The following is a 24,107-nucleotide window of genomic DNA, read 5'->3' as shown; positions in this document are numbered from 1 at the left end:
AGCGCCTTTTTATTGAGGTTAGTTATGTCTCTTGAGCTTAAAAATCCGGATCTCCTGCGCGATCGTGCCTATATCAATGGTCAGTGGACAACAGCAGGTTCAGGCAAGACCTTTGAGATTACCAATCCGGCCAACGGTGAGCACCTGACCAATGTTCCGGACATGGACGATACCGACACCCGGATAGCCATTGAGGCCGCCGAGGCGGCGTGGCCAGCCTGGCGCTCCACACCAGCCAAGGAGCGGGCCAACATCCTCCGGAAATGGTTCAACCTCTTGATGGAGAACCAGGAAGACCTGGCCCGCCTGATGACCGCCGAACAGGGCAAACCCCTGGCGGAATCCCGCGGTGAAGTCGGCTATGGCGCCAGCTTTATCGAATGGTTCGCGGAAGAGGCCAAGCGTGCTTACGGAGACGTCATCCCCGGTCACGGCAAGGACAAGCGCATCGTCGTGATCAAGCAGCCAATTGGCGTGGTTGCCGCAATTACACCCTGGAACTTCCCGATAGCCATGATCACCCGAAAGGTCGCACCGGCACTCGCAGCAGGCTGCCCGGTTGTGATCAAGCCGGCAGAGGATACGCCACTGTCCGCGCTTGCCATCACGGCACTCGCGGAACAGGCAGGGATTCCGGCCGGGCTTATCAATGTTGTCACCTGTTCAAAACCCAACGCGGTGGCAGTCGGTGGTGAATTAACGGGCAACCCCATTGTCCGGAAAGTATCCTTCACCGGCTCCACACCCGTTGGAAAGCAGTTGATGCGCCAGGCCAGCGATACCGTCAAGAAAGTCAGCCTGGAACTGGGTGGCAACGCACCATTCATTGTCTTTGATGATGCCGACCTTGATGCCGCTGTTGCCGGCCTGATGGCCTCCAAATACCGCAATACGGGCCAGACCTGTGTGTGCGCAAACCGGGTGTATGTGCAATCCGGCGTTTACGATGCCTTCGTCGAGAAACTGAAGGTTGCCGTTGGCAAGATGGTAGTCGGTGCCGGTCTGGAGGGCGATACCCAGCAGGGACCGCTGATCAACGAAGCTGCGCTGGACAAAGTGAAGCGGCACATTGCCGACGCCACCTCCAAGGGCGCCAAAGTCGCCCTGGGTGGCCAGCCGCATGCTCTGGGCGGGACCTTCTTCGAGCCGACCATTCTGACCGGTGCCACTCAGGACATGCTGATCGCGAGCGAAGAAACCTTTGGCCCGGTCGCTCCCCTGTTCCGGTTTGAGACCGAAGAGGATGCCATTGCCATGGCCAATGATTCCGAATTTGGTCTTTCGGCCTACTTCTACAGCAACGACATTCACCGGGTCTGGCACGTTGCCGAAGCGCTCGAGTCCGGCATGATCGGTGTGAATGAAGGCATTATCTCCACCGAAGTTGCTCCCTTCGGCGGCGTCAAAGAGAGTGGCCTGGGCCGCGAGGGCTCTCATTACGGCCTGGATGAGTATATGGAACTGAAATACCTCTGCCTTGGCGGCATGCGTTAACTGGCCGGCGACACTCGAGGCTCCGCGGCACAGAATCGCCGCGGAGCCCCTTAACTCACCAGAGGAGAGCCTACGTGGAGCGAAGCGATTTTCAGGTTTTCTATGCCATCAGTACCCGGTGGATGGACAATGATGTGTATGGCCATGTAAACAATGTCACCTACTACTCCTACTTCGATTCTGCCATCAACCGCTACCTCATCGAGGAAGGCGGCCTAGACATCCATTCTGCGACCGTCGTGGGGTTTGTCGTCAGTTCAAACTGTCAGTTCCGCAAACCGGTCGCCTACCCTGATGCCATTGAAGCCGGTCTGCGAGTTGCCAAGACCGGAAACAGTTCCGTGACTTACGAACTCGGTATTTTTAAAGCAGGCGAAAACGAAGCGGCAGCCCTCGGGCAAGTGGTCCACGTTTTTGTTGATCAGGAGACAAACTCGCCAACCGCAATTCCTGATCAGATTCGGGCAGCGCTCATCCGAATAGAAGCGAAGTGAACTGAGCTGTACGCTGTCTGGAATTCACCGATTGCGAGGTATCATGAACCCGACCATCGAACTACTGAACTCCCACCGCTCCATCCGGAAGTTCACAGACCAGAAGATCCCCCGCGAGTTGTTCAGGGAACTCATCCGGGCCGGCCAGAGTGCGGCCACCTCCAACCACGTCCAGGCCTATTCCGTGATTCACGTGGTAAAGCCGGAAAACAGACAGAAAATTGCAGAGCTGGCCGGAGGGCAGACCTACGTTGCCGAATGCTCGGATTTCCTGGTGTTCTGTGCCGATATGAAACGGTCCACGGAAGCAGCAGAACGAGCTGGTGCAGAGGTAGTTCGAGGCATGACAGAGCAACTGGTCGTCGCCAGTGTCGATACGGCGCTGATGGCTCAGAATGTCGCCATTGCCGCTGAATCAGAAGGCCTGGGGTTATGCTACATCGGCGGCATCCGGAATGATCCGGGCGAAGTCAGCGAGATACTCCACCTGCCAGAGCACGTGTATCCGGTGTTTGGAATGTGCCTGGGTTACCCTGACCAGGACCCGGAGGTTAAACCCCGCCTCCCGGTAGAAACTATTCTCAAGGAAGACTATTACCAGGACGAACAGGATCAAGCCCAGGTAGCGGACTTCGACCAGACCATGAACAGTTACTACCTTGAGCGTACCGGCGGCAACAAGGACACAAACTGGTCAGAGCAACTCAAGCCCCTGTTCACCAGTAAACTGCGCCCGCACATGAAAGACTTCCTGCTGGACAAGGGTTTCAAGATGCGGTGAACGGCTCAGAGTAGCCGTTGAATTTCGCGCCATAACCGCCGGTAGGCATCTGCCGCCACCGAGGAAGGAGCGATCAGTTCTACCGGCGTGCCATCCTCACCCATCTTCTCAACCACACTGGCGTTGGGAATGATGGTTTTCAGCCCACCCGGTAAGTGTTCATCCTGGCCGTCAATAAGGGTCCGATGAAGGCTCTTGCGGCGATCAGCCATGGAATAGAAGGGATGCAGGCGTGAGGGTTTCAGTTTCTTCTCCCTGGCGAAAGCCTGCAATTGCTCCCAGCTATTGAGTGACAGCCAGGTAGGTATCACCGGCACAAACACGGCATCAGCCGCTTTCAGAACCTGCTCGGACAAACGGGACAAGGAGGGTGGGCAATCTAGTATGACAAGACTGGTTTCTTCGGAGAGCGGTGCCAGCCACTGTTTGATCAGGTTAGTGCTGTCATCCTGATCAAGCTTTACATCCAGATTGCGGAAGCTGGTATGAGAAGGAATAAAATCCAGATTGGGGTAACCGCTCTCATGGACAAATTCGGCAATCGGCGTTTTCCCTTTCAAGAGTGCAGACAGTTTCTGCCCCTTGATCCTGTCGGCCCCCGCCAGGTACCAGCTTGAGGCTCCTTGCGGATCCAGGTCCCACAGCAGTGTGGAATATCCGGCCTGGCTGGCCAGGTACGCAATATTGACTGCAGCCGCGGTTTTGCCCACGCCTCCCTTCATACTGTAAAACGCAATTGTCCTCACTTTTCCTCTCCTGTCGTGAAGGCATAAAAAAACCGGGGATGTCCCCGGTTAAAGCATTCACACGATGCACCAACACAATGCACGCCGTCCTGATGAGGGGTCATCCTAGACCGATACCAGTGACAGTTTAATGACAAGCGCCAGATTCGGCCATCAGACCTTCAGTTCAGGTACTGACCTTCTGCCACACGGTCAGTTCCGAAAAGCTGTGCTGGAACTTGTTTCGGGTCTCGCGAATCACGAACGGCAGACTGCGCGGCTCGCCCAGAATACGGAAATGTGGCCCGAGCATATCCCGCAGACCATCCAGCGTGGTGTAGTCTTCACCATCCTTCTTGAATCCGCCAAGCCATTCTTCTTTTGGCGTGTATTCCTCAAGCCAGGTGTAAGGCGACGCAATAACCAGCAAACCGCCATCATTGATACGCTCATGTATCGTTGTGAGGAACGTCGATGGTTTGTAAAGACGGTCAATCAGGTTGGCCGCGAGTACCAGATCATAACCGCTGAACTGAGATTTCAGGTCGCAGGCATCCCCCTGATGGAAAGCCACTTTTCCCACCGTGTCGCCAAGGTCGAGAGCCGCCAGCGTGCGCTCATGATAACTCACCAGCTCGCCTTCCTCGGGGCGCGCATAACGGACAAGTTTCTGCTCCGCCATTTCCACACATTTGTTTATAAAACTGGCAGAAAAGTCGACCCCATCCACATGGTCAAAAAACCTCGCCAGTTCGAACGAGGAGCGGCCACAGGCGCAGCCGATATCCAGCGCCCTCCCCATCGTTCGACCATTCATGGCATCAATACACGCCAGCGCCAGCTCCTTCGGAAAATTCGGCTCCCCATGCCACTGTTCTCCGAAATGGAACTCGCAATACTGGGCAAGGGTTGTATCGTTTTCGTAATAGCCACTCGGTTGCATCTACTCGGTCTCCAAAGGCGTGTGTCGTCACTTCATCATACAACGGAAACCCACCGCTGACTGACCAGGTGCCGTGCCATGAGGTCACCATCGAATTGGCCCCCAGATCAAGCATAAATTCCTGCCCCCTGCCGGCAAATGCTATCGTAGAATGACAGGGTTTGCTCGCCGGCATCATTATCCGTCAGCCTGGACACAGAACCATGAGAATTGTCTGCATCTCCGATACCCACAGCATGCACCGCCAGATCGAGGTGCCTGAGGGGGATCTGCTGATCCACGCCGGCGACTGCCTGGGCGTGGGCACACTGGATGAACTGGAAGACCTGGACGACTGGTTTTCGGAACAGCCACACCGACACAAAATCCTGATTGCCGGCAATCACGACTGGTGCTTCCAGGATGAGCCCGCCGAGGCCAGAGAACTGGTCCGGCACGCCCATTACCTTCAGGACAGCCCGCTGGAACTGGAAGGTCTGAAATTCTGGGGCAGCCCCTGGACACCGGTCTTCTTCAACTGGGCCTTCAACCGTGAGCGGGGACAGGCCATTGCAGAGCGCTGGGCCCGTATCCCCGACGACACCGATGTGCTGATTACCCATGGTCCAGCCGCGGGCATTCTGGACAAGATTATCTCACCCACCGGTATTGTTCGCCCCGGCTGCGAGGATCTGGCGCGAAAACTTGAAACCCTGTCCCTCAGGCTCCATGTTTTCGGTCACATACACGAAGACCATGGTCAGGAGCAGATCGGTGACTGCCTGCACGTTAATGCCAGCACCTGCACCGGCAGCTATAAACCGCTGAATCTGCCCATCATTGTCGATCTCTGATTCCAAACCCAACAAACCAGTCCCGGAGCCCCATGCCCACACGACCCGATTATTCCCTGCTTGAACTTGCCTCCGTACGTGAGGGGGACTCCGTTGGCACAACGTTGTCCAACAGTGCGGCTTATGCCCGACATGCGGAGGAACTGGGATTCAAACGCTTCTGGCTGGCCGAGCATCACAACATGGAGGGCATCAGCAGCTCTGCCACCTCTGTGCTGATAGGACACATCGCCGGGCAGACAGAGACCATTCGGGTCGGTTCCGGGGGCGTTATGCTTCCAAATCATCCCCCGTTGGTCATTGCCGAACAGTTCGGCACCCTGGAAAGCCTGTATCCCGGCCGAATTGACCTGGGCCTCGGCAGGGCGCCTGGAACCGACCCGGTAACCGCCAGGGCACTGCGGAGGGAGGGCCTTGGTGCTGAGCAGTTCCCGGAAGATGTAGCCAGACTGCAATCCCTGCTGGGCCCGCTGCAGCCCGGGCAGTCTGTGAAGGCCATCCCCGGCGCCGGCACCAACGTTCCAATCTGGTTACTGGGGTCCAGCCTTTACAGCGCCCAGCTGGCTGCCATGCGTGGTCTGCCCTATGCGTTCGCCGGCCACTTTGCCCCCAGGCTTTACCGGGAAGCACTTCGTGTCTACCGGGACAACTTCCAGCCCTCAGACCAGCTGGCAGCCCCGTACGCCATGCTTGCGGTACCAGCCGTTCCTGCCGATTCCATGGACGAGGCCAGGTTTCTGGCCACAACGAGCTACCAGCGCATTCTTGCGCTGTTCCGGGGCCAGCCCCTGTGGATGCGGCCGCCGGTCGAATCCATGAACGGGCTTTGGAATGCGGGCGAAAAGGCCAGCGTACAGGACTTCCTGGCACTTCAGTTACTGGGCGACGCTGATGCCCTGAACCGACAGCTGGACACATTGCTTGCCAGCGTGGAGGTGGACGAGCTGATGTTCACTGTCGACATCTATGACCCCGTAAAACGCCGACACGCACTGGATATTCTGGCAGCAACCCGCAGCGACTAAAGCACGGACTCAACGGCTCGGATCAGCTCAGGATCGCTTGGTTTCACCTGACTGGGAAATGCCTGCACCACCTGGCCGTTGCTATCCAGCACGTATTTGGAGAAATTCCATCGCGGTGACTGGCTCTGCTGACTGATGTGCTGAAAAACCGGGTTAGCCTGATCGCCCGTCACTGGTCCGGGCGCGATCATGGTAAAGGTGACCCCGAAATTCTTGTAGCAGACGGTGGCAGCTTCCTCTTCGGTCGCAGCCTCCTGCCGGAAATCGTCACTGGCAAAACCCACAACCACCAGGCCGCTGTCCCGGTATTTCTCATGCAGTGCCTGGAGGCCTTCAAACTGGCCTGTATAACCACAATGACTCGCAGTATTCACTACCAGCATGGGCTTGCCTGCGGAAACGTCACACAGGTTAACGCTCTGGCTGGAGTGCAGCTTTCGTAATTCATGATCCAGAAATGCAGGACAGGCCGTCCCGCCCGCATAGACTGGCCACACTGCCAGAGCAACCAGAGCCCCGAGAAGCGTTCTGAGCATGATCCATCTCCTGTCCCGTTTCATCCATTTACGCTCGGCTCCGGCTATCGGTTTAAATTCAGGACCGACGCAAGCTAGACAGAGCCACACCAGGGACACCATGATTCCGTAATAACAGACATCCGAAGCAGGGCTCCGATTATGACCACCCCCACCATTCACGTATTCCTCTCCCACGGGCTCGAAAGTGGCCCCGGAAGCACCAAAGTTCAGGCGATGAAGCAGGCCGCAGAGACCTTTCCCGGAGTCATCGCCACTGCCATTGATCACCGGAGCAGCAAAGAACCAGCCACTCGCCTTGAGCAGATGAAATCAGCAATGAAAGAATCGAACGCCGATCCGGCACGAACGATACTGGCCGGATCCAGCATGGGCGGCTGGGTGTGTGCCCAAACCAGTGCAACGCAACCGGTACTGGGGTGCTTTCTGTTGGCACCAGCCCTGGCTATGGCCAGATATCCCCATTCCAGCCCCTGCATTCAGGCACGGCACACCCAGATCATTCACGGTTGGGATGATGATGTTGTACCAGTCATGCCAGTGCTTGAACTGGCCAGGGAGCAAGACCTGCCCACCCTGGTGTTGCCCGACGGACATCGTCTGGAAAACAGCCTTGGCCGGGTTGTCGGCGAGTTCCACCTATTTCTGGAAATGTGCCTCTCGCACCTGAATGGACCATAATTTCAAAAACTTGCGGTACCAGCGGGACTCCGCCAGCTAAAACCCAGGAATTTACTCAATTTCTTGCGAAAACCACTTTGTTTTGCCAGTCTTAAGAAATGTAACAATTAATTTCAGTCAATACACGCACGGAGAAACCCGATGAGTAGCATGAGTAAATTCAAGAAATTGGCCGGAATTTCAGCGTTGGCATTTGCGGCCATGACAGCCGCAAACTCTGTGAATGCCGCCAACTGGCGCTATGCACACGAGGAGTATGAAGGCGACGTACAGGACGTATTCGCCTATAAGTTCAAGGAATACATCGAGGAAAACTCCGATCACACCCTGCAGATCTACCGCTTCGGCGAGCTGGGTGAGTCTGACGACATCATGGAGCAGACCCAGGCGGGCATCCTGAACTTTGTAAACCAGTCCCCCGGTTTCACAGGCGCCCTGATTCCAGAAGCACAGATCTTCTTCATTCCCTATCTGATGCCGACCGACATGGAAACGGTCATCAAGTTTTTCCGGGAAAGTGAAGCGATCAATAAAGACTTCCCCGAACTCTATGCCGAAAAAGGCCTGGAGCTTCTGCAGATGTACCCGGAAGGCGAAATGGTTGTGACGGTAGACGAGCCGGTCACCAAGCCTGAAGACTTCAACAACAAGAAAATCCGGGTTATGACCAACCCGCTTCTGTCAGAGACCTATTCTGCCTTTGGCGCGACTCCGACCCCGCTGCCATGGGGTGAAGTCTATGGCGCGCTGCAGACCAACATGATCCAGGGCCAGGAAAACCCGATCTTCTGGATCGAGTCTGGCGGTCTTTATGAAGTGTCCCCGAACCTGGTTTTCACCAGCCACGGCTGGTTCACCACTGCCATGATGGCCAACCAGGATTTCTACAGCGACCTGTCTGATGCAGACAAAAAGCTGGTTCAGGACGCATCGGATTTCGCCTTTGAAGAAATCATCGATCACATCGACGGCCTCGCCGACGAAGCTCTGGCCAAGATCCAGAAAGCCAGTGACGAAGTGACCGTTACCCGCTTGAACGATGAACAGATCGATGCCTTTAAGGCACGTGCGCCTCAGGTGGAAGAGAAGTTCATCGAAATGACTGGCGAGCGCGGCAAAGACCTGCTGAACCAGTTCAAGAAAGATCTGGAAGAAGTTCAGAGCAACTGAACCTGAAGGAACCATTCCCGCCGGCGGCATGCCGGCGGGAAGCTTTGCTAACCCCGCCCCGCCGGGGATTCCTACCGGCCGGGAGCGACATGCTCTGGAGCAGACCTCATGTCCGAGAATTCCCCGGATCTTGAAGACGATACCGGCACCTACGAGTCCGGCCTGCCCGGTTTTCTGGGGACCATTGATGAAATCATTGCCAAGACAGAGGCCGTCATGCTGGCGGTTGGCGTCATCCTCATGGCTGTCAATACATGCATCAACGTTATTGCGCGCTTTGTCTTCGGTGAAGGCCTGTTTTTCTCCGGTGAGATTAACCGGATTCTCATTATCCTGATTACCTTTGCAGGCATTGGCTACGCGGCCCGCCATGGTCGCCATATCCGTATGTCTGCAGTCTACGATGCGGTCCCACCGAAGGGGCGCAAAGTACTGATGGTTTTCATTGCCCTGTTTACATCAGTGGTGATGTTCTTCCTCTGTTACCACTCCTACGGGTACGTCGAAACCCTTTACAGCCGTGGACGAATTCTCCCTGCGCTGGGTTTTGAAATCTGGTGGATTTACGTCTGGGCCCCGGTGGGCTTTGCAATCACCGGTATTCAGTATTTCCTCACGGCCATCAAAAATCTCACCAGCAAGGATGTTTACCTCTCCACAGGTGTGATTGACGGCTACGCGGATAGTGAATCGGAAGTCTGAACCCTGCAGCTGCTTTAACAAAGGATAGAAAATCATGGCAACTATAATGATGGTGATCATGATCGGGCTGCTGCTGCTAGGCTTCCCGATGATGGTTCCGCTGATCACGGGTGCGGTGGTCGGTTTTGTAATGATGTTTGATGGCTTTGGCCAAATGGGTACTTTTATCCAGCAAATGATGGGAGGTATCCGCCCCGCTTCTCTCATTGCTGTGCCCATGTTTATTCTTGCCGCTGATATCATGACCCGTGGACAGTCCGCAGACCGCCTGATCAATATGGTTATGGCATTTATCGGGCATGTGAAGGGCGGCCTTGCCATCAGTACTGCGGCCTCCTGCACGCTGTTTGGTGCGGTTTCCGGTTCCACCCAGGCGACTGTCGTAGCGGTTGGCTCTCCCCTGCGGCCAAAGCTGCTGAAAGCAGGCTATTCCGACTCCTTTTCACTGGCTCTGATTATCAACTCCAGTGATATTGCGTTTCTGATCCCCCCCAGTATCGGCTTCATTATTTATGGGGTTATATCCGGGACATCCATTGCCGAACTATTCATTGCCGGCATAGGGCCGGGCATCATGATTCTGGCTATGTTTTCAATCTATTGCCTGATCTATGCTTACGTAAACAAGGTTCCTACCGAGGAAAGGGCCGGCTGGAGAGCACGGGGGGTCGCAGTCCGCGAAGCTCTATGGCCACTGTTCTTCCCGGTTATCATTGTGGGCGGTATCTATGGCGGTATTTTCAGTCCCACGGAGGCTGCGGCAGTCTGCGTGCTGTACGCGTTCACGCTCGAATTCGCGGTCTTCCGCTCACTGAAGTTGCCGGACATCTATCGGATTGCCAAGTCCACCGGCCTGATTACTGCAGTGGTTTTCATACTGGTAGCAGTCGGAAACGGCTTTTCGTGGATTATCTCCTTCGCCCAGATTCCGCAAGCCATACTGGAGTCTGTCGGTGTTAATGAAGCTGGCCCGGTCGGCGTGCTGGTGGCGATCTGTATCGCCTTCTTTGTCGCCTGTATGTTTGTTGATCCGATAGTGGTAATCCTTGTACTGACACCGATCTTTGCACCGGCGATTGAGGCTACCGGTCTGGACCCGGTACTTGTCGGGGTTCTGATTACACTGCAGGTTGCGATAGGCTCGGCTACGCCACCGTTTGGTTGCGACATATTCACCGCCATAGCCATATTCAAGCGGCCGTACTGGGAAGTTATCCGCGGTACGCCACCGTTTGTTTTTATGCTGGTTGCTGCCGCAGGCCTAATCATCGCCTTCCCGCAGATTGCACTGTTCCTGCGTGACGTGGCGTTCCGCTGAAGGCTGTAGAGACCAATTTCAGGGAGAAGAATATGTTCACAAAAATACTGGTGGCCGTTGACGGCTCCGAGTCTTCCTTCGAAGCCATGGACAAGGCCATTGGACTGCAAAAGCTCATGGACGCCGAGATCTATCTGCTCTGTGTTTACAAACATCACAGCCTGTTTGAGGCGTCCCTGTCGATCGGTCGCCCTGAAGGAATGGACATTCCGGACAAGGTGCTGTCGGAATATGCCAAGGACATCGTAGAGCATGCGAAAGCGCTGGCTGCAGAACGTGGGGGCAAAAACGTCCGGGGTTTCGTGAAAGCGGGCAAACCCTCAAAAGTCATCGTTGATTTTGCCGAGGACAAAGGCGTAGATCTGATTGTGATTGGCACGCAGGGCACGCACAGCGGCAAGGATGGTATGTTCCTGGGCAGTGTTTCACACCGGGTAGCGTCGAACGCAAAATGCCCGGTCCTCGTGGTTTGAGATCGCCGGGTTGGTGAAACCGAAAACCTGAAAAAAAAAAAGGGGGGGGCGATGCCCCCCTTTTTCATGCTGCCTGACTTCCGTATATTTCGACCCGGTTACGCCCTTCCTCCTTGGCCAGATAAAGAGCTTTATCTGCCAGACTCAGGAGCCCTTCAGGCCCGCTGCCACTGTCTGGCCAACACGCCACTCCAACAGACACCGTCAGCCGCCCCAGATCCTTACCATGGTAGATGACCGGCACATCACTGACAGCCTCACAGAGGTTCTGCGCGCGCTCCCTGGCATCCGACGTTATCGCGCCCGGCATAATGACCACGAACTCTTCTCCGCCATAACGGCAAACAACATCGCTGTCCCGGAACTGTCGTTGCAACACCATAGCCACAGATTGCAATGCTCTGTCTCCAGATTCATGGCCATGAGTGTCATTGAAGTTCTTGAAATGGTCGATATCGACCAACAACAGCGACAAAGGCAATTCTTTGCGATGCGCCACGGCACATTCATGCTCGAACAGCTGGTCGAAGTATCGACGGTTTTTGAGGCCGGTAAGGGCATCCTCGTAGGAAAACTTTTGCAGGTCCTCTCTCAGGGAAATGCTTGAAAGGGCAATGCCAATGCGCTGGACCGCCTGGTCCAACGCGGTAAATAGCCTGGCTGATCCGTATTCGGTCTCGGCCAGCGCAAATACACCATCGCCCTCAAGCAGAAGCACACCCTCGGTGACTCTCCCGTCGCTGGCAGACTCGAGATTGACCCAGAAACACATGAGGCCACCCAGTTCATCTCCTGCCTGTTGTTTTGGACATTCATGGGAGGGTGGGGGCAACACCGTTGGCTTTGGAAGGTTTTTCCCGCTTTCAAGCCTGAGCGGGAGCATGTCAGTTTCTCCCCGAAACCCCCACTCTCCAATGCGCTCGTATACGCCTTCCCGTGATCGACCGTAGAACACCCCGCGCAAAGGGCTGCAGAGATCCGGCATAGCCCTTGCCAACAGACTCAAAGCCTGGTCAAGCCCCACGCAATCCTGGAGCTCGGTGATCACATCGCTCAGAACCCTGTTTTTTTCATTTTCGAAAGTCAGCATGCGTACCCGAGCCTGTTCACGGCGGGCAAGAGACTCAGCGCTCGCCGTCCGCTCGGCTACCTGTTCCTCAAGAGATACATTGAGGTCCCTGAGAGCTTTCTGGGTTGCGACAAAATGCCGGAGGGAGATCATGACCACCGTCAGTGAAAAGACCAGCATGCCCCAGCTTACCGGCACCCTGACCCACGGCAAAACGCCGTGGGCTACTGCCATATCCGCAATTAGCAGTACGCAGAAAACACCATAGGCCACAAGGAGGGACTGCTGCTCCCGCGACATTTGGCGAAACCGCCGCACAAGCACTGCGCCTATCGTCACCAGCGAAATCAGAAAGAGGCCATCAAAGGGCGGGAAGGTAGATGAAAGATCCACCGCGCCCGTCAGGGCCAGGCCGATCGCGCCGATCAGGTACACCGCATGCAGCTTCCAGATCAGATTGATGATCCAGGGACGGTGACCCGCCAGCCATTGCCCCAGCAATAACGCCATCGCCACGGGCAACATATAGTAGGAACCGGCTGCCAGGTAATCCCACAGAAGCGGTTTGTAGGCAATCAAAAGACTTGCCTGACTCTCCGACACCAACATCACGGAAGAGGAAAAGGTAAACAGGGCAATACTGGCAAAAGTCCGCTTCTCTGTTTGCATCAAGGCGAATATCAGCGCGAGCATCGCTATCAGCGAAGAAAAGCCTGCAATAATCAGGGATTCCAGCGAGCTCCCGACAATGTACAGAACCAGATCAGGGTGATTCATGATGGAGACTTCGCCCCACAAACCTATGTCGGTGTAATCCGAAAACACGCGGAAATATACAGTCTTGTTTTCGTACTCTTCCGGCAGACTGATTTCATGCCATGGCCAGCCTTCGAACGCCCCCCGACCCTGCTTGTCGAAAGAGCCATACTGGTAGATTTTCTCGCCATCCAGGTACACCTGCACAATGATATCAACGCTGAAAATGTACAGGACAGGTTCCTGCCATTCCCCGGCTGGCAGCGTCACCCGATACCAGACATGTTCACGACCATCGCGATTTGGCGGATTGGAGGGAAAGCCAATGTCATGCCATTGCCCGGACTCATCCTTCCTCGTCCATTCCGGCACACCTTCTGCGTTAAATGGCGAATCCCCCCAGCGATACTCCCAGCCTTCGCTGACTGGCTGGGAAGCAGCATGCGCTAACTGAGCCATACTGATAGCCAGAAACAGGGAAATGATCAGGTACAGAGGGCGGGGCATATGCATCAGGAGAGCGGACCTGAAAGATAACAATCGAAACTAGTTATAGATCAATAGACCATAAACCAGTCGATTCGGTAACCCCCGAATACAAATTTTACGTTCCAGTTACATGTACACTATCGATCCGCTGACCGAGAACGCCCCATGGCCACGATCGCCAGTAAGGCAGAACCCACCATCAGCAAAAGTGCCACGGCATTAAGCACAGGCGTAGAGCCCTCGCGCAGGCGATTGAACAGAGCCACCGTAAGCGGGGTATCGCTACCCGTGAGCATCACCGTGGTATTGAAGTTCTCGAATGACATCAGAAACGCCATGGCAGCGGCTCCGAATATGGACGGCAGTAGCCACGGCAGGGTGACAGTGAACCAGGCCACAACCGGCGTCGCCCCCAGGTTCAACGCGGCCTCTTCCAGTTGCGGATCAAACTTGCGCAGCCTCGCCGCAATAACGAGGGTGCTCAGAGTGGTAATGAAGGTCACCTGGCCCATCACCACCAGGGTCATGCCGGGACGAAACACATCCAGCTCCAGCCCCCATGTGCGGGAGATATCGTTGGCCATGCCGCTGTAAAAAACCAGGATCGAAACACCCAGAATGACACCAGGAATCACCAGCGGTAATAGCATCAACAGGTACAGGAATTCCTTGCCACGAAAATGCACACGCTCAAACAGAACCGCATTCACACACCCCAGCGCCACGCTCACCACCGTCACCCAGAATGCGATCTGGGCACTGACCCACAGCGCAGACAGCAAGCCATCATCGTGAAACAGTCCCGTGCGACCCGCCGAGCCATCCGCCAGATACCAGTCCAGCGTGAAGCCCTTCCAGGGCAGTGACGGAAAGCTGGCATCGTTGAAGGCAAACACACCGGTGACCAGAAGAGGTAAGGCCAGATACACGAAAAAGCCCACCAGGTAGGCCAGATAAAGGCTATCAAACCAGCGGGAACGGGGCACCGAGCGAATCATTACGTTACCCCATCACCTTGCGCAGCGACTGGCCGGTGAGCTTCAGACCCAGCCAGACAATGACAGACGACAACACCAGCAGTAACACGCCAAGGGCGGCACCCTGCTCCCAGTTAAACCGGGTAATGAACTGGGTGAAAATCTGCTGGGTGAACCAGGCGCTGTCCTTGCCCCCCATAAGAACCGGTGTGAGGTAACTGCCCAGAGTCAGCATAAACACCACGATGCAGCCTGACACGATACCGGGCATGGCCCAGGGCACAACGACTTCCCTGAGCACCGTGGCGTGGTTGCCACCGAGGTCGTAACCGGCTTCAACGAGATTTTCATCCATGCCATCAAGGGTTGTCACCAGTGGCACCAGCATAAACAGCAACCCGTTGTAGACCAGGCCAATAATCACAGCCACATCGTTGTACAGCATTTCCACCGGCCCATCCGCCCAGCCCAGCAACTGGAGCCAGGAACTGAACAGCCCGCTCTCCCGTAGCAGAATCATCCAGCCGTAGGTGCGGACCAGTTCACTGGCCCAGAAAGGAATGAGGCAGGCCAGGAACAGAATGCCCTTTGAGCGTCCCCGGGCCAGCTTGGCGATGTACCACGCAATCGGGAAAGCGATAATCAACGTCAGGAAGGTGGTGAAAAGTGAAATCACCCCCGTTCGTACGAACGTCCGCCAGTAATAGGATTCGGTGAAGAAATTCTGGTATTGCTCCAGACCCCAGGCCAGTGTGTCCCAGCTCTCACGTACCTGAAATGACACCCGCAGCATCTGCAGGTGCGGCACCACAACGAGCAAGACAATCCAGAGCAGGAATGGCGCCAGAAAAAGCCAGAGAGAGAGTTTGCTGGCCGAAGATTTCATACCGCCTCCGCAGCAAAGACCCGGGCCAGCGAGGGATCCCACGCCAACAGAACCGTGGCATTCTCATTGAGCCTCGGTGCCGAACCATCCTGCGGTAATCGTGCGTACAGCGTCTGGCCGTTGCTCTCTACTTCGGCCCGGCTATTGGCGCCATCAAACAGCGTTGCCTTCACGCTCGCCTGCATGGCAGAGAAACGCCCACTGCTCAGTGCATCACCGCTCAGCAAGAGGGATTCAGGCCTGATAAACAGCTCAGCCCGTTGGCCCGGCTCGAGACCGGCGGAGGCCACGCGCCCCTGAACAAGAGAACCATCGTCAAGACGGATCTCGGCAAGATCCTCACGCACCGCAACCAATTCGCCACCAATGCGGTTGTTATCACCCACGAAGCCAGCAACAAACGGTGTTGCCGGTTCCCGGTAAAGCTTCTCGGGCGGAGCAACCTGGTCAAAGCGCCCGTCGCGCATGACCGCAACCTGGTCCGACATCACCATGGCCTCAGACTGGTCATGGGTGATGTATACGAACGTGGTGCCAAACGACTTCTGCAGGTGTTTCAACTCCACCTTCATCTGCTCACGCAGTTTCAGGTCAAGCGCCCCCAGTGGTTCGTCCAGCAACAACAGCGTCGGCTCCAGCACCAGGCAGCGGGCAAGCGCCACACGTTGACGCTGTCCGCCGGACAATTGTTGCGGATCCCGGTCCTCCAGCCCCGGCAGGCCCACCTGCTCCAGCACGCCCGCGATGCGCTTACGGCGCTCGGACGCCGGCACCTTCTGGCGTTTCAGCCCATAGCCGATGTTATCGCCCACCGACATGGTGGGAAACAACGCCAGATGCTGAAACACCATGTTCACCGGCCGGCGATTAGGCGGCACATCATTCATTCGCTGGCCACGGATGTGGATATCCCCTGCATCCGGCTTGTCGAAACCGGCCAGCAAACGAAGCAACGTGGTCTTGCCACAACCGGATGGCCCCAGAATGGAGAAAAACGTGCCCGCAGGCACGTCAAGGGAGATATGGTCCACCGCAGCATTATTACCAAAGCGGCGAACCAGATCGGAACAGAAAAGGTCTGAATCCATTCCCATGCGGATCAGTTCGCCGCCTGGACGCGATCCAGCACCTGCCCTTCCATGGTTTCCAGGCCCGGCGGCACCGGTGGGTACCACTTGATATTGTTTATTGCCGCGTCGTTGAAGCTGGCACGGTAGGCATCCCGCAAATCGTCCTTAACAAACGCGTCCGCGCCCCTGGAGGCGGTAAAATTACCGGACGCATTGGTGATCTTCGCGGCAATTTCCGGCTGCATCACGAAATTGATCCATTTATAGGCAGCCTCTTCATTTTCACTGCGGCGGGGAATGGCAAACGTGTCAATCCAGCCCAACGCACCGGAATCCGGGGCCACAAAACGGATCTCCGGATTCTCCGCGTTAAGCTTCCAGCCGCCGGCATCCCACGCCATCGCCGCTTTCACTTCTCCTGTGCGCAGCAGCGCCAGCAACTGGTCGCCACCGGTCCAGTAGGTCTTTACGATGCCCTTGCAGTCAATCAGCTTGTCTTCCACTTTCGTCATGATGGACTGGTACCCGTCACGATCGGCGTAAGCCGCAAACGGATCCATGCCCATGGCAAACGCGAAACCGATCAGAGTTGGGCGTTTCAGCCGGTAACTCACCTGTCCCTCGACTGACGGGTCACACAAGTCCGTGTAGTCCGTAACCGTATCCGCCACGGAGCTGTGAACAATCAGGCCACTGGTACCCCATACCGAAGGCACACCATAGAAATTGCCATCCAGTTCGGTAGAGTTCTGGGTCGCCTTGACCATGGAGGGCTGCAGGTTATCTGTATTGATGCGGGTGAAATCCACTGGCTTGTATATATTGAACTGGCGCTGGACTCCGACAATCCGGTCCTGGCTGGGCTGAGCCAGATCAAAACCGGCACCGCCGGTGGCGCGAAGCTTGGAAATCATATCCTCGTTGTTCGACAGAGTAACCTTCACATCTATGCCGGTTTCTTTCTCGAACTGCGCCACCACGTCATCTGGCGCATAGCCACCCCAGGTGATCAAACGTAACTCTTCCGCCATTGCCGAGCCTGAGAAGCTTCCGGCGGCCAGTGTGGCAGACAACAACAGTGCCTGCTTCCGTGTCGAACGATAAGACCTGGTCATAACGTTTCCTTGATAACGGTTGATTCGGGAGTTTGCTAACCAATTGTTATCACGAAGTTATAGACCATCTGTTGCAGTTTTGTGAAACCCCGGGGACAAAAAAACGGAGGCCTGGGCCTCCGTTTTGATAGGGATGGGAAACGTCTCTGCCTTACTGGTCAGCTACGCTGTCGAGGTAGGCCTTATCCGAAATATTGGTCCACTGGCGCACCTTATGCAGGTATTCGCGCTGGGAAGTAATGATCTTCTTCGCCAGCTCGTCCTTCTCGGCGGCTTCTTCCAAAAGCTTGTTGGTGGCACCGCGCAACGCCTCGATCACTTCCGGCGGGAAGGTCTTGTGAGTCACATCGGGGTAGTCTTCCTGCATGCGATCCCAGGCAACGCCACTCTCGTCATAGTTCTGGATGTACATGTCATAGGCAGCAGTGCGCATGGCGACTCGCAGAATCTCTTGCAGATCCTTGGGCAGGCTTTCCCAGGTCTTCTGGTTAACCAGGAATTGCACTTCTGCACCTGGCTCCTGCCAGCCGGAGTAGTAATACTTGGCAATCTGGTGGAACCCCATCCTGAAATCCAGGGCCGGACCAACCCATTCCAACGCATCAATAGTCCCGCGTTCGAGCGCGCTGTAAAGCTCGCCCGGTGGCAGGTTGGTCACGGCAACGCCAAGCTCGGACATCACTTCGCCAGCAAAGCCCGGAGTCCGCATCTTCAGGCCCTCCAGGTCTTCCACAGAATTGATCTCTTCACGAAACCAGCCACCCATCTGGTTGCCAGTATTGCCGCCCGGGAAGGAAAGCAGGCCATAGGGTTCATACACCTCCTGCATCAGCTCCATACCCCCACCATGGTAAAACCAGGCGTATTGCTCCGGGGCGATCATGCCGAACGGTACAGTGGTGAAATACATAGCGTTCGGGATAGTGCCCTTGTAGTAATAGGACGCTGTGTGCCCCATTTCATACTGGCCATTGCGAACCAGATCGAAGATACCGAAAGGCGCCTTGTGCTTGTTGGAACCATCAATCCGGATCTTGAGACGGCCGGCAGACATGGTTTCTGCCATATCGGCCATATGCTGGACAGCCTCACCCAGAATCGGAGTGTTTGGGCCCCAGGTCTGCGCAAGGCGCAGAGTAAAGTTTTCCTCAGCCATGCTGAGTGAACTAACAGAGAGCAACAGCGTCACCGCTGCCATTCTGAACAGACGAGTCATCATTGTTAGCACCATCAATTGAGTTATTATGTAATATAGATATTGCCAAAACGCACCCAATACTAGCCCGTGATGGCCCTCGAAGCCAAGAGCAGTCCGATAACCTGGGTCATTAGTATTGCTTGCTCTACGTTCAAGAACAGGGCGCACTACCGGTCTCTGTTTTCTGGATGAAAGCGGGAACGCCTCGGTGCCAATCCTGTTCCTGACGTCGGCAACTCATCCGGGTCACAACTGCGTTCTCAAGAGCCCGTCGTTCCCGGCGGCTTCGTCAACTGCTAAAACAACGCCGGGCCTACTGACTCACACCTTGAACTGGCCAATAAGCTCCCTCAGGCTCTCGCCCAGCCGGGCCAGCTCATGGCTCGCCTCGTTGGTTTGAGTGACACCGGTATCACTACGCTGCGCCGCATCCACAATGCGCACGACGTTCTGGTTGATCTCTTCAGCAACCTGGCTTTGCTGCTCTGCTGCAGTCGCAATCTGGGTAACCTGATCGTGGATCTGTCCCACTGATTTTTCGATGGTGCCCAGAGCGCTGGTTGCATGATCGATGCGCTCAACAGTCTCGGATGACCGATCCCGGGACTTATTCATGCGTTCAACCGCGGAGCGGGACTCGGTAACAAAACCGTCAATCATTTCACGAATCTGATCAGCAGACTCGGCACTGCGCTTCGCCAACTGACGAACCTCATCGGCAACTACAGAAAAACCGCGGCCATGCTCACCAGCACGGGCAGCCTCAATTGCCGCGTTCAGGGCCAGCAGGTTAGTCTGCTCGGTAACCGCGTGAATCACATCCAGGACCTGCTGAATGTCGTCCGATTTTTCAGCCAGCGCATCAATGTTTCGGGCGCTTTCCTGAATCTCTTCGGAAAGTTTATTTACCGATCCTTGCGCGCTGGCGATGGTTTCACCGCCCTCACGGGCCATGCGATCCGCGTCGGAAGCAGCCCCTTCAACCTCATTGGCGTTTCCGGAAATCTGCTGGATGGTTGCTGCCATTTCGTTGATGGCAGAGGCAATCTGATCGGTCTCGGAACCCTGTTCCTGAACCGAGGCGCGGGTTTCACTGGCTACACGGCTCAGCTCTTCTGCGGCCGACGCGACCTGATCTGTGGTGGCACCCACCTCACGAATCGTGGTCTGAATCTTGATGACAAAGGCGTTGAAACGACGGCCCAGCTCAGCAAGCTCATCGGTACCCTCTTCCGGCAGCCGTTGACGCAAATCGCCATCACCATTGGCGATTTCCTGCATCATATTGCTCACGGTGTTCAGGGGCCCGGTAACAGTACGGCCCACCAGCAGGCCTATCAGCAATGAAATCACCACAATGACCGACGTCACCAACAGGATAAATCCGAGGGCAGAGGCTATTTCATCTTCAATGTCGGCCCTGGCTTTAGCCACCTGCTTATCAATATTGGTAACGTAGACGCCGGTGCCGATCATCCAGTCCCAATCAGGAATGATGGTGGAATAGGAAACCTTTGGTTCTTCGTTACCAGATGCCGGATTTGCCCAGTTATAGGCGAAAAAGCCGTCTGATTCAGCGGCATCGTAAAGAGAAGCGATCAGCTTTCTCACGGTAGGATTATTTGTGGGGCCCTCCTTCGAGGGATCCGGGGCATAAGCGAGGTTATAGACGTCTCGGGTATAGGCGAACACGTAATTCGTTTCATCATAACGAATCGAACGCAATCGTGCCGCGGCTTCCTCCTTGGCCTCTTCCTCGGAAAGCGCGGGATCATTCTTGGCATGAAGCACAACGGCGCGGGCAGTATTAACCAGGTTCTTCAGCCCTGCTTTGCGGGCGTCCAGCAGGTTCGTTTCCATACGCTCAAGCTCTGCCTCGCCCTCGGCCTGAATCTGGCTAACGGTAATCCAGGCGATGGTCGCTGCCGTAATCAGTACCGGTATCAGTACGGCCAGCAGCAGCCGGGTGCGAATGCGCAGATGATTCAAAACGTTCATTACAACGGATCCTCGGAGAGATATTGAGCGACAGCTTATACACTTGCGCCAGAAGCACTGTTCCAATTTGTTAAAACAGATTTACCGACGTTCACACGGCGAGCCCCACCATCTGTCACTACACTGTGACTGTTCATGGGTTCTCACATGGTTGGCTTATCGACTGCACCCTAAGGACCTTGAGCATTTTCAGACGAAAGTCCAAAAAGTCCAAGTAGCAAGGCAGCAACATGAAACACCTCTTCCTGATCCGACATGCCAAATCCAGCTGGGCAGACGAGGACCTTGGTGACCGGGAGCGCCCACTCAATGCGAGGGGTGAAAAACAACTGGCACCGCTGGGCAAAGCTCTGACCCAAAACGGCGGCTTTGATGCCGTTCTGTATGCCAGCAATGCCGAACGCGCAAAGCAGACTCTTGCAGGGGTGCTGCCGGCGACCTTCCCTGCGGGACGCGCCCATGTAAGCCCTGAACTCTACACCTTTGACTATCAACAGCTCGTCCATTGGCTGCAAAAGCGTGAAAACGAGGAGCAGATTGCTCTAATCGGCCACAACCCGGCGCTCCTTGAGCTAGCCCAATGGCTGCTCAAACACCCGCCGGCCCACCTCCCCACAGCGAGCTTTATCCACATTCACATCCCGGTGGACCACTGGTGCGAGCTGAAAAAAGGCAAGGGCAGGCTGGATCGATTTCTTACCCCAAAGGACTTCAGCTACCCCGACTTTGCCCGCAAGCTGAAAAAACGAGCGGAAACCGACGGCAACAATCCGGCCAAGGATATTCCGGCAGCACTCAGGCACCAGCTCACCGTTATCAACCAGCTGGAACCCGGCGTCATTCTCGGGCTGGACAATGAATTCCTGCACCATTATCGCATTGCCATCCGCCGCAGCCGGGCCATTGCCGAATCCATACAGGAGGTGACCCGAGACAATCTCCTCTCCCGGGCAATAAAACAACTGAAACGGCATGCCAAAGCCACTGGGCGGCTCCGGGATCTGCACGTCTTGCTCGAGGACCTGGCACGGCTGTGCCAGGGCAACGAAGAGCTGCGAACCACCCTTCACACCTACTTTGAAAACGAGGCAGAGGAAGAACACGCCCGGCTGGTTAATAAACTGAATGGCAAGCACTATCACGACAGCATGAACGACTGGCACCACCTGATCGATTCCCGGAAATTCAACAAACTCGCAGGCAAACTTACCCCGAAAGACATCCGAAAAGTCGTTGAGCAACGTATTAGACAGTTCAACAGGCGTACCGCGGAGCTGATGGTCACATCCCCGGACGAGGACATACATCGGCTGCGAAAGCTGTTAAAACGCATTCGATATCTGATGGAGCTGGACAAGGCCGGATGGAAAGGCGGCCTTAAGACATTGAAAGGTCGGCAAAAACTTTACGGCGGCTTCCAGGATCTTCGCGTTCAGATTGAGCTGATGGAGCAGTTCCGCAACAACGCCCCGAAGGCTCTGCCAGCGGCGATCAGTGGCCTCGAAGACGTACTGAAACAGCAAAAGGCGGATGTCCGCAAACAGATACTTGCCCTTGGAGGACTTGATGGAGCCCAGCTATGACACTTTGTTCTATGACGGAAGCTGCCCCCTGTGTGCCCGCGAGATCCGTACCCTTCGCAAACTCCAGGATGGCAACCTGATCTTCGCGGACATTCACGAACAACATGCCGAAAACCAGGGCCTGCCAAGCCATGAATCACTGCTTCGCCGACTGCATCTGATGACCTCGACCGGCGAGTGGGTCACCGGCTTGCATGCCAACGTGCGTGCCTGGTCCCACACCCGTTTCGGCTTGCTCTTCAAACCGCTGCTCTGGCCTCTGGTATTCTCCGTCGCATCGCGCATATATGAGCGCTGGGCCGATCGCCGCTACGCGCGCAAATACGCCTGCGCCATTGGTGATAAAGGCCAGGCCAATCAGGCCTGAAAGCCAATCTGTTTCAGGTTCGGCGGGCGATAATCCGGATCACGCCGCCACCGTTCCGCCACAGAGGGGTGGATAACGGTTTCAATACCCTTCGGTTTCAGGGGCCGAACCAGCGGCGTGGAGAACCGGAAAATGTGCCGCCGGGAATTATGCAGCCCGGCCTTCGGGCTGGCCTCGATACTTGCGGGCAAATGCGGCTCAATCTCGAGGCCTGAGATACCTGCCTCTTTCACCATCCACTCCAAAGCGATGTCCGAGGCCAACAGACCGCCACCATCGGCCGGGTAACCGCCACCTATGTCACTGTGTGATCCGGAAAACCACACCTGCTGCAAATCCAGTCCCTGCCTCGGTAGCCACAAAGTCGGCTCGAAATCCTCTCGACGCTCGTCAATGGCCATGGCATGGCGAGCAATGCGTACATTACTGCCCAGCTTGGTGTCATAGAACTCGTCCTTTTGGTCGAACAGACCAAGAAGGGAGAACGGCACACCTAACGCGCCCACCGTATCCCAGGCACCCACAAACCGGATTTCTCGCGACTCGTAACTGTGCTTCGCACGGAATTTTAGAGACTCGGCCCCTGAGGGCGCGTAGTCCTTGCCTGTTTTCTTGTAGTGATCAAATGCTTTCTGGATCAGCCGTGCATCCGGACGCTTGAGAATGCCGCAATTATTGATCAGCCCGCACAGGGAGCGCACCGTATAGGCGCCACGACTGAAACCAAAGAAATAGAGTTCGGAACCTGGCTGGTAATTCTGAACGATGTAGCGGTAGGCATCCATGATGTTCTTGTGAATGCCCTGGCCCGTAACACCGCCAATAACCGAATTGTGGTAGGAGCCAATTCCCCAGTCATAAAATACATGCTGCGGCTGGCCACCTGCCGCCAGCGGCCGTATCGCCCGGGCTATGCGCAGGACATTGGTGGGTACGTCTTTCTGCAGGTCTTCTTCAGGACGGTTCCATGTGCCATCGGCACAAATAACGAGGCGCTTTGCCATGGCAGACTCCTTTGCCAAAAAGCTGATCAAATTACAGCCACATTATAGCTCAGGGCCGCTTATCCGGCGGTGCGCCTTCCTCACACTTTTTGCACTCCAGCTCAAAACCCAGCATGGATGCCCGACCTTCGGGAGTCACCACCCATGGCCGGTTCACCCAGGGCGGGTCGTGGCGCACATGCTGATTGTGGCCACACGCCAGCTGGGCAACCCAGTGATTTTCTTCGTCCTTGTGGTAACCCGTTATCGATTGTTTCATGGCTCAAGTTTACACGAGAGATCCACAAACGCCTGCGAGCTGCGGTGATCGAAACCGGAATTCATGAGCCATCGAGAACACACGCATGTTCGATTTCAGGGTCTGGACACCGAAAGTATCGTCGCCAACTGGCCTACCCCGCATGCTAAAATATAACCTTA

The 24,107-nt window shown here is 55.7% G+C and carries 24 protein-coding genes; 12 read left to right on the top strand and 12 right to left on the bottom strand.

Annotated features, from left to right (window positions below; translation table 11 throughout):
- The first annotated feature begins 24 nt into the window (after positions 1 to 24).
- From KFJ24_RS17025 to nfsA, 3 genes are all read left to right on the top strand, one after another.
- Positions 25 to 1,494 (top strand): NAD-dependent succinate-semialdehyde dehydrogenase, encoded by a 1,470-nt coding sequence (locus KFJ24_RS17025; RefSeq protein WP_250832326.1) that lies wholly within the window; start codon positions 25 to 27, stop codon positions 1,492 to 1,494.
- Between the two features lie 74 nt (positions 1,495 to 1,568).
- Positions 1,569 to 1,988, top strand: a complete 420-nt coding sequence (locus KFJ24_RS17020) for an acyl-CoA thioesterase (protein WP_350455581.1) — start codon at positions 1,569 to 1,571, stop codon at positions 1,986 to 1,988.
- A gap of 43 nt (positions 1,989 to 2,031) precedes the next feature.
- Entirely contained in the window at positions 2,032 to 2,769 is a 738-nt protein-coding gene (nfsA, locus tag KFJ24_RS17015) for an oxygen-insensitive NADPH nitroreductase (protein WP_250832325.1), read from the top strand.
- 5 nt (positions 2,770 to 2,774) lie between these two features.
- On the opposite strand, the gene KFJ24_RS17010 is transcribed toward nfsA, so the two are convergent.
- Both KFJ24_RS17010 and KFJ24_RS17005 read right to left on the bottom strand, forming a co-directional pair.
- Positions 2,775 to 3,515 carry a ParA family protein gene (locus KFJ24_RS17010; protein WP_250832324.1) on the bottom strand — a complete coding sequence of 247 codons (741 nt, stop codon included), beginning with the start codon at positions 3,513 to 3,515 and terminating at the stop codon, positions 2,775 to 2,777.
- A 166-nt stretch (positions 3,516 to 3,681) separates the two neighbouring features.
- Entirely contained in the window at positions 3,682 to 4,437 is a 756-nt protein-coding gene (locus KFJ24_RS17005; RefSeq protein WP_250832323.1) for a putative 4-mercaptohistidine N1-methyltransferase, read from the bottom strand.
- A gap of 203 nt (positions 4,438 to 4,640) precedes the next feature.
- Between KFJ24_RS17005 and KFJ24_RS17000 the strand changes: the two genes are divergently transcribed.
- Positions 4,641 to 5,270: a metallophosphatase domain-containing protein gene (locus KFJ24_RS17000; protein WP_250832322.1), complete on the top strand. Its 630-nt coding sequence runs from the start codon at positions 4,641 to 4,643 to the stop codon at positions 5,268 to 5,270.
- Positions 5,271 to 5,302: 32 nt separating this feature from the next.
- Positions 5,303 to 6,295, top strand: a complete 993-nt coding sequence (locus tag KFJ24_RS16995) for an LLM class flavin-dependent oxidoreductase (protein WP_250832321.1) — start codon at positions 5,303 to 5,305, stop codon at positions 6,293 to 6,295.
- On the opposite strand, the gene KFJ24_RS16990 is transcribed toward KFJ24_RS16995, so the two are convergent.
- On the bottom strand, positions 6,292 to 6,831 hold the full coding sequence (locus tag KFJ24_RS16990) for a glutathione peroxidase (RefSeq protein WP_250832320.1): 540 nt from the start codon (positions 6,829 to 6,831) through the stop codon (positions 6,292 to 6,294). The genes KFJ24_RS16995 and KFJ24_RS16990 overlap by 4 nt on opposite strands.
- Positions 6,832 to 6,972: 141 nt before the next feature.
- Here KFJ24_RS16990 and KFJ24_RS16985 point away from each other — a divergent pair, with 141 nt between their 5' ends.
- The 5 genes from KFJ24_RS16985 to KFJ24_RS16965 all read left to right on the top strand — a co-directional run bounded on the left by KFJ24_RS16985 (position 6,973) and on the right by KFJ24_RS16965 (position 11,175).
- Positions 6,973 to 7,512 carry a YqiA/YcfP family alpha/beta fold hydrolase gene (locus KFJ24_RS16985; protein WP_250832319.1) on the top strand — a complete coding sequence of 180 codons (540 nt, stop codon included), beginning with the start codon at positions 6,973 to 6,975 and terminating at the stop codon, positions 7,510 to 7,512.
- 141 nt (positions 7,513 to 7,653) lie between these two features.
- Positions 7,654 to 8,682, top strand: coding sequence for a TRAP transporter substrate-binding protein (locus tag KFJ24_RS16980; protein WP_250832318.1), 1,029 nt, complete (start codon positions 7,654 to 7,656; stop codon positions 8,680 to 8,682).
- Between the two features lie 108 nt (positions 8,683 to 8,790).
- Positions 8,791 to 9,384, top strand: a complete 594-nt coding sequence (locus KFJ24_RS16975) for a TRAP transporter small permease (protein ID WP_250832317.1) — start codon at positions 8,791 to 8,793, stop codon at positions 9,382 to 9,384.
- Positions 9,385 to 9,418: 34 nt separating this feature from the next.
- On the top strand, positions 9,419 to 10,702 hold the full coding sequence (locus KFJ24_RS16970; RefSeq protein WP_250832316.1) for a TRAP transporter large permease: 1,284 nt from the start codon (positions 9,419 to 9,421) through the stop codon (positions 10,700 to 10,702).
- A gap of 32 nt (positions 10,703 to 10,734) precedes the next feature.
- A complete protein-coding gene (locus KFJ24_RS16965) occupies positions 10,735 to 11,175 on the top strand; it encodes a universal stress protein (RefSeq protein ID WP_250832315.1) in 441 nt (146 codons plus the stop codon).
- Positions 11,176 to 11,239: 64 nt separating this feature from the next.
- Here KFJ24_RS16965 and KFJ24_RS16960 read toward each other — a convergent pair whose 3' ends face one another.
- From KFJ24_RS16960 to KFJ24_RS16930, 7 genes are all read right to left on the bottom strand, one after another.
- Entirely contained in the window at positions 11,240 to 13,513 is a 2,274-nt protein-coding gene (locus KFJ24_RS16960) for a sensor domain-containing diguanylate cyclase (protein WP_250832314.1), read from the bottom strand.
- A 113-nt stretch (positions 13,514 to 13,626) separates the two neighbouring features.
- On the bottom strand, positions 13,627 to 14,487 hold the full coding sequence (locus KFJ24_RS16955; RefSeq protein ID WP_250832313.1) for an ABC transporter permease: 861 nt from the start codon (positions 14,485 to 14,487) through the stop codon (positions 13,627 to 13,629).
- Positions 14,488 to 14,491: 4 nt separating this feature from the next.
- Positions 14,492 to 15,352, bottom strand: a complete 861-nt coding sequence (locus KFJ24_RS16950; RefSeq protein ID WP_250832312.1) for an ABC transporter permease — start codon at positions 15,350 to 15,352, stop codon at positions 14,492 to 14,494.
- A complete protein-coding gene (locus tag KFJ24_RS16945; RefSeq protein WP_250832311.1) occupies positions 15,349 to 16,446 on the bottom strand; it encodes an ABC transporter ATP-binding protein in 1,098 nt (365 codons plus the stop codon). The genes KFJ24_RS16950 and KFJ24_RS16945 overlap by 4 nt, the downstream gene beginning before the upstream one ends.
- 5 nt (positions 16,447 to 16,451) lie before the next feature.
- Positions 16,452 to 17,537, bottom strand: a complete 1,086-nt coding sequence (locus KFJ24_RS16940) for an extracellular solute-binding protein (RefSeq protein WP_250832310.1) — start codon at positions 17,535 to 17,537, stop codon at positions 16,452 to 16,454.
- Positions 17,538 to 17,688: 151 nt separating this feature from the next.
- Entirely contained in the window at positions 17,689 to 18,756 is a 1,068-nt protein-coding gene (locus tag KFJ24_RS16935) for a TRAP transporter substrate-binding protein (protein ID WP_434968026.1), read from the bottom strand.
- 300 nt (positions 18,757 to 19,056) lie between these two features.
- Positions 19,057 to 20,733, bottom strand: coding sequence for a methyl-accepting chemotaxis protein (locus KFJ24_RS16930; RefSeq protein ID WP_250832309.1), 1,677 nt, complete (start codon positions 20,731 to 20,733; stop codon positions 19,057 to 19,059).
- A gap of 230 nt (positions 20,734 to 20,963) precedes the next feature.
- Here KFJ24_RS16930 and KFJ24_RS16925 point away from each other — a divergent pair, with 230 nt between their 5' ends.
- Together KFJ24_RS16925 and KFJ24_RS16920 are read left to right on the top strand one after the other, a co-directional pair.
- On the top strand, positions 20,964 to 22,316 hold the full coding sequence (locus tag KFJ24_RS16925) for a CHAD domain-containing protein (RefSeq protein ID WP_250832308.1): 1,353 nt from the start codon (positions 20,964 to 20,966) through the stop codon (positions 22,314 to 22,316).
- The gene (locus KFJ24_RS16920; protein ID WP_250832306.1) at positions 22,300 to 22,683 is read left to right on the top strand and encodes a thiol-disulfide oxidoreductase DCC family protein; all 384 of its coding nucleotides are present in this window, start codon (positions 22,300 to 22,302) and stop codon (positions 22,681 to 22,683) included. Before KFJ24_RS16925 ends, KFJ24_RS16920 begins: the two co-directional genes overlap by 17 nt.
- On the opposite strand, the gene KFJ24_RS16915 is transcribed toward KFJ24_RS16920, so the two are convergent.
- Positions 22,674 to 23,687: a DUF2235 domain-containing protein gene (locus KFJ24_RS16915; protein WP_250832304.1), complete on the bottom strand. Its 1,014-nt coding sequence runs from the start codon at positions 23,685 to 23,687 to the stop codon at positions 22,674 to 22,676. The genes KFJ24_RS16920 and KFJ24_RS16915 overlap by 10 nt on opposite strands.
- A gap of 49 nt (positions 23,688 to 23,736) precedes the next feature.
- On the bottom strand, positions 23,737 to 23,946 hold the full coding sequence (locus tag KFJ24_RS16910) for a DUF3565 domain-containing protein (RefSeq protein ID WP_250832303.1): 210 nt from the start codon (positions 23,944 to 23,946) through the stop codon (positions 23,737 to 23,739).
- Between the last annotated feature and the right edge of the window lie 161 nt (positions 23,947 to 24,107).

Origin of the sequence: Marinobacter sediminum (assembly GCF_023657445.1) — a bacterium.
In the GTDB taxonomy this organism is placed as follows: Bacteria; Pseudomonadota; Gammaproteobacteria; order Pseudomonadales; family Oleiphilaceae; genus Marinobacter; species Marinobacter sediminum_A.
Note: the sequence above shows the minus strand (reverse complement) of the source record. Positions and strands in the feature narration are given on the sequence as shown.

Excerpts from the sequence above, each read along its gene's own strand:
- KFJ24_RS17025 (WP_250832326.1), top strand. The coding sequence starts at position 25 with ATGTCTCTTGAGCTTAAAAATCCGGATCTCCTGCGCGATCGTGCCTAT.
- nfsA (WP_250832325.1), top strand. The coding sequence starts at position 2,032 with ATGAACCCGACCATCGAACTACTGAACTCCCACCGCTCCATCCGGAAG.
- KFJ24_RS17005 (WP_250832323.1), bottom strand. The coding sequence starts at position 4,437 with ATGCAACCGAGTGGCTATTACGAAAACGATACAACCCTTGCCCAGTAT.
- KFJ24_RS17000 (WP_250832322.1), top strand. The coding sequence starts at position 4,641 with ATGAGAATTGTCTGCATCTCCGATACCCACAGCATGCACCGCCAGATC.
- KFJ24_RS16995 (WP_250832321.1), top strand. The coding sequence starts at position 5,303 with ATGCCCACACGACCCGATTATTCCCTGCTTGAACTTGCCTCCGTACGT.
- KFJ24_RS16990 (WP_250832320.1), bottom strand. The coding sequence starts at position 6,831 with ATGCTCAGAACGCTTCTCGGGGCTCTGGTTGCTCTGGCAGTGTGGCCA.
- KFJ24_RS16985 (WP_250832319.1), top strand. The coding sequence starts at position 6,973 with ATGACCACCCCCACCATTCACGTATTCCTCTCCCACGGGCTCGAAAGT.
- KFJ24_RS16980 (WP_250832318.1), top strand. The coding sequence starts at position 7,654 with ATGAGTAGCATGAGTAAATTCAAGAAATTGGCCGGAATTTCAGCGTTG.
- KFJ24_RS16975 (WP_250832317.1), top strand. The coding sequence starts at position 8,791 with ATGTCCGAGAATTCCCCGGATCTTGAAGACGATACCGGCACCTACGAG.
- KFJ24_RS16970 (WP_250832316.1), top strand. The coding sequence starts at position 9,419 with ATGGCAACTATAATGATGGTGATCATGATCGGGCTGCTGCTGCTAGGC.
- KFJ24_RS16965 (WP_250832315.1), top strand. The coding sequence starts at position 10,735 with ATGTTCACAAAAATACTGGTGGCCGTTGACGGCTCCGAGTCTTCCTTC.
- KFJ24_RS16960 (WP_250832314.1), bottom strand. The coding sequence starts at position 13,513 with ATGCATATGCCCCGCCCTCTGTACCTGATCATTTCCCTGTTTCTGGCT.
- KFJ24_RS16955 (WP_250832313.1), bottom strand. The coding sequence starts at position 14,487 with ATGATTCGCTCGGTGCCCCGTTCCCGCTGGTTTGATAGCCTTTATCTG.
- KFJ24_RS16950 (WP_250832312.1), bottom strand. The coding sequence starts at position 15,352 with ATGAAATCTTCGGCCAGCAAACTCTCTCTCTGGCTTTTTCTGGCGCCA.
- KFJ24_RS16945 (WP_250832311.1), bottom strand. The coding sequence starts at position 16,446 with ATGGGAATGGATTCAGACCTTTTCTGTTCCGATCTGGTTCGCCGCTTT.
- KFJ24_RS16940 (WP_250832310.1), bottom strand. The coding sequence starts at position 17,537 with ATGACCAGGTCTTATCGTTCGACACGGAAGCAGGCACTGTTGTTGTCT.
- KFJ24_RS16935 (WP_434968026.1), bottom strand. The coding sequence starts at position 18,756 with ATGATGACTCGTCTGTTCAGAATGGCAGCGGTGACGCTGTTGCTCTCT.
- KFJ24_RS16930 (WP_250832309.1), bottom strand. The coding sequence starts at position 20,733 with ATGAACGTTTTGAATCATCTGCGCATTCGCACCCGGCTGCTGCTGGCC.
- KFJ24_RS16925 (WP_250832308.1), top strand. The coding sequence starts at position 20,964 with ATGAAACACCTCTTCCTGATCCGACATGCCAAATCCAGCTGGGCAGAC.
- KFJ24_RS16920 (WP_250832306.1), top strand. The coding sequence starts at position 22,300 with ATGGAGCCCAGCTATGACACTTTGTTCTATGACGGAAGCTGCCCCCTG.
- KFJ24_RS16915 (WP_250832304.1), bottom strand. The coding sequence starts at position 23,687 with ATGGCAAAGCGCCTCGTTATTTGTGCCGATGGCACATGGAACCGTCCT.
- KFJ24_RS16910 (WP_250832303.1), bottom strand. The coding sequence starts at position 23,946 with ATGAAACAATCGATAACGGGTTACCACAAGGACGAAGAAAATCACTGG.